The 3,669-nt window shown below is 39.4% G+C and carries 2 protein-coding genes and 3 pseudogenes; all 5 read left to right on the top strand.

The annotated features are described in order from the left end of the window. Positions 1-165, top strand: a pseudogene (locus tag ACE1AQ_RS23195) (NAD(P)/FAD-dependent oxidoreductase); the annotation flags it as partial. A gap of 96 nt (positions 166-261) precedes the next feature. Beyond that, complete coding sequence (locus ACE1AQ_RS23200; protein WP_008204937.1) at positions 262-1,152, top strand: hypothetical protein; 891 nt, start codon at positions 262-264, stop codon at positions 1,150-1,152. A 464-nt stretch (positions 1,153-1,616) separates the two neighbouring features. Continuing rightward, positions 1,617-2,105 (top strand): annotated as a pseudogene (locus ACE1AQ_RS23205) (MBOAT family protein); the annotation flags it as partial. Between the two features lie 37 nt (positions 2,106-2,142). After that, positions 2,143-2,811 (top strand): annotated as a pseudogene (locus ACE1AQ_RS23210) (hypothetical protein); the annotation flags it as partial. After that, the coding region (locus tag ACE1AQ_RS23215) for an NAD(P)/FAD-dependent oxidoreductase (RefSeq protein ID WP_374809303.1) at positions 2,808-3,669 on the top strand (862 nt) is incomplete at its 3' end. The pseudogene ACE1AQ_RS23210 and the gene ACE1AQ_RS23215, both read left to right, overlap by 4 nt.

Raw genomic sequence — 3,669 nt, forward strand, 5'->3', positions numbered from 1 at the left:
TATTATTATCTGCATTTAGGTGATATGTTAACCCTGGGTAAACAATCAGCCCTTGTCTCTAGTTTTGGCATTAATATTACCGGTAGATTGGCCGATATAATGCGTCGATTTGTCTATATACTGCGTTTACCAGGCAAACGCTATCAGTTGAAAGTGTTTCAATATTAGGCAAAAAAAATTCTTCTCCGACTCCCTTATTCACAGGTGTTATCTAAACAACCCATCGAATCAAAAAATACTCGTTAATTGTAGTTAAAATCCATGAAAAACTTTCTCAAAAGTATGGCATCACCTTGGCAAGCAATCCCAGAGATTCTCAAAAACCTTAAGTCTCTGAATAGTTCCTCCTCAAAATATCAAGATATACTAACAGAGTTACAAATTGATAATTATCTGCTAGAAAACTTGCATAAAAACCCAAAATATGATAGCCCTAAAAAACTAAACCGCTACGAATTTAAGGTTTTTTCTCAAGCGGGGGAAGATGGCATTATTAGCGAAATTTTTAATCGCATTGGAACCACAAATAAATTCTTTGTGGAATTTGGAGTTGGCAACGGTTTAGAAAATAATAGTACCTATTTGTTAGTGAAAGGATGGCAAGGTTATTGGATTGAAGGCAGTGAGCGATTTTGTAAAAGTATTCGCCAATCTTTTGAAGATTTAATTGCTAAGCAACAATTAAATTTAAAAAATACTTTTATCACTGCCGAAAATATTGAAGACTTGTTTCGAGAGGGCAATGTACCGACAGAATTAGATTTATTATCCATTGATATTGATGGTAATGATTATTGGGTCTGGCAAGCAATTACTAATTATCGTCCCCGGGTGGTAATTCTTGAATATAATGCTATTTATCCCCCCGAATCCAGTTGGGTGATGCAGTATAATCCCAGTCACCAATGGAAATATAATAGTCATATGGGATCAAGTTTGAAAGCTCTAGAAAAACTTGGTCATCAAAAGGGTTATAAATTGGTAGCTTGTAGTTTTTCGGGAGTGAATGCTTTCTTTGTGCGAGAAGATTTACTCGCAGATCATTTCTGTTCCCCTTTTAGTGCTGAAAATCATTACGAACCCGTGCGCTATTTTCTTTGTTCCCAAAAAGCTGGCCATCCCCGCGCTTTTGGCCAATTTAAGACTATATGAATCAGGGAAATTAACCGATAATTAATAACTTGTTGGTGCGGGTTAATTTAAGCAGCAACCAGGGTGAGAGCATCTTAAACGCTATTGACAATTGGCCAATTTTGTGATCCGTTTGCTGTGCGGCATTGCAAGTGATACCAGTCAATCAGAATAGTCACGAAATCGACCAAATGGGTCGATTTTTGCTTAACAATTGAGATGGGCAATTTTCCTCAAATATGTCTGAATCGCTCTCTGGACAAGCAACTCACCTAAAGTTCATTTTGTCAAGGATTGTTAAGATGCGCTTACCCTGTTGAGGATTGCTGGAGGTAATTTTACGGACAAGTCTGACAAAGTTTGATAGGCTTGTCAAGAAAATCCCTCCTCTGTGAGCATCAGAAGTGAGGAAACCGATCTCAAACAAGGTAACACAGACCATCAGGAGTTAACAAGCCTTGAATTACTCTGATTTTATATTTTGAATGAGCGGCTGGAAAAGGAATCTCCTAGCCACTATCGTTATCGTCATCGATATTCTCGTCCTCGCCTACTTCAAGTATTTCGGCTTTTTCGTCCAGGAAATCATCGGATTATTCGTTTCCCTCCCCCTTGACTGGCAGGAACTTTCTCCGATTCCCGTGCCTAGCCAAATCCCACCAGGGGTATCCTTCTATACCTTCCAGATGGTGGCTTTCGTGGTGGACTCCCTACGGGAAAAGAAAAAGAAACCCCTAGCCGTCCTCGATTATGTCAATTTTATCTCCTTTTTCCCCCAAATTGTCCCAGGTCTGATCGATCGTCGCTGGGATTTATTACCACAGATGGGGGGATTTCGCCTCAAATTTACAGGAGAAAACTTCGAGAAGGGTTTGCGTTGGCTTTCCCTCGGTTTATTTATGAAATTTGTCCTTGCAGATAACATTGCGCCCTACATTGAATTAGATAAGATGATCGACAATGCTTGGTATATTTGATTTGAGGCCTTTTTATTCAGCCTGAGAATCTATTATGATTCTCGAAAAAGCGCGCCAGGGGGACGTAATTCTGCTGATTCCCGAATATCTCATGCTCATGGATGAGGACGGTTTTAATCGCGGCGAAGGACTTTGGGGATCAGCACCTTTTAGTGTCGCTATTGGTAAACCAGGGTTAGGTGGGATACCTTTAAAAACCACGATCAAGGACACTTGGTTATTAGGTATTCTGGGGATGCGTCCAGTCACTAAATCGATGGTTGATTTATTCACCAAAGGCAGAATGACGGGTTATCTTTCCGATCCAATTACTAATACAGGAGATGCAACTATAGTTAAGGAAAAAACAGGGAAATGGTGGCAAATGACTTTTGATAGTGCTGGCTCTGCTCACTCAATTAAAGTGATTGAAAAACTCAAGAAAGATTTAGAAGCAAAAGGGGGAACTCTGGTGGTTTCTTTGCTCTAGGTTTATGCCAAAAATGAAGGTAAAACCGTTGCTAATATTTGCAAATCTGCCGAAGAATTAAGTCGGGTTGTGCCAACAATTTATGAACCAAAAGACTTGAATATTAAGACCGATTCTACTATTTTTGCTGACACTCACTATCATCTTTTGCCCCCGGCGAGAATTATTCGTTCAGAACAATTAGTTTCGGAACTGAAACCCATCTTAAACACAACTGAGAATAAAAATCCATGAATAACCTAATGACTAAGATTTGCATTTTGGGGGGGGGTTTTGGAGGGTTATACACGGCGCTCGATCTGAGTCGATTAACAGCAGTAAAATCGGGTCAATGGCAAATAACTTTAGTCGAACCGAAAGACCATTTTCTCTTTACTCCCCTTCTCTATGAACTAATTACAGGAGAATTGCAACGCTGGGAAATTGCTCCCTCCTACCGTCAATTATTAACAGGAACTCAGGTTAATTTAAAAACTCAAAAAGCCAGTAATATTGACTTAAATAATCATCAAGTATATTTAGAAAATGAGGAGATTATAGATTACGATTACCTGATTTTAGCGGTGGGAGTACGGAATCGTTGGCCAGCTATACCGGGGTTAGCCGATTATGGGCTAACTTTTCGGAGTTTAGAGGATGTGGAAAGATTACAAACGGCAATTCATGACTTAGAAACTCAAGGAAAATCCTCAATTAATTTAGCAATTATTGGTGGCGGTCTCAATGGTGTAGAATTAGCCTGTAAGGTGGCTGATCGTTTAGGAAAAAAAGGCAAAGTTCATCTAGTGGAAAGGAACGAGGAAATACTGCAAAACTTTCCTAAATCGGTGCGTGTTGCGTCCTACCGTTCCCTTTTAGCCAAGAATGTTAGTCTCTATTTAAACACGGGATTAAAGGAAGTTATCGCTAATTCCATGACCGTATTTAAAGATAATACAAATGAGGTTGTCCCCATTGATTTATTATTGTGGACAGCAGGAACTGAGGCACAGGATTGGATCAATAATTTAGATTGTCAGAAAACAGCACAAGGCAAATTATTAACCCGTTCTAGTTTACAATTAATCGACTATCCTGAAGTGTTTGCCCTTG

Source organism: Microcystis sp. BLCC-F209 (assembly GCF_041928595.1).
GTDB lineage: Bacteria > Cyanobacteriota > Cyanobacteriia > Cyanobacteriales > Microcystaceae > Microcystis.

Coding starts and splice junctions, on each gene's coding strand:
- ACE1AQ_RS23200 (WP_008204937.1), top strand. CDS start 262: ATGAAAAACTTTCTCAAAAGTATGGCATCACCTTGGCAAGCAATCCCA.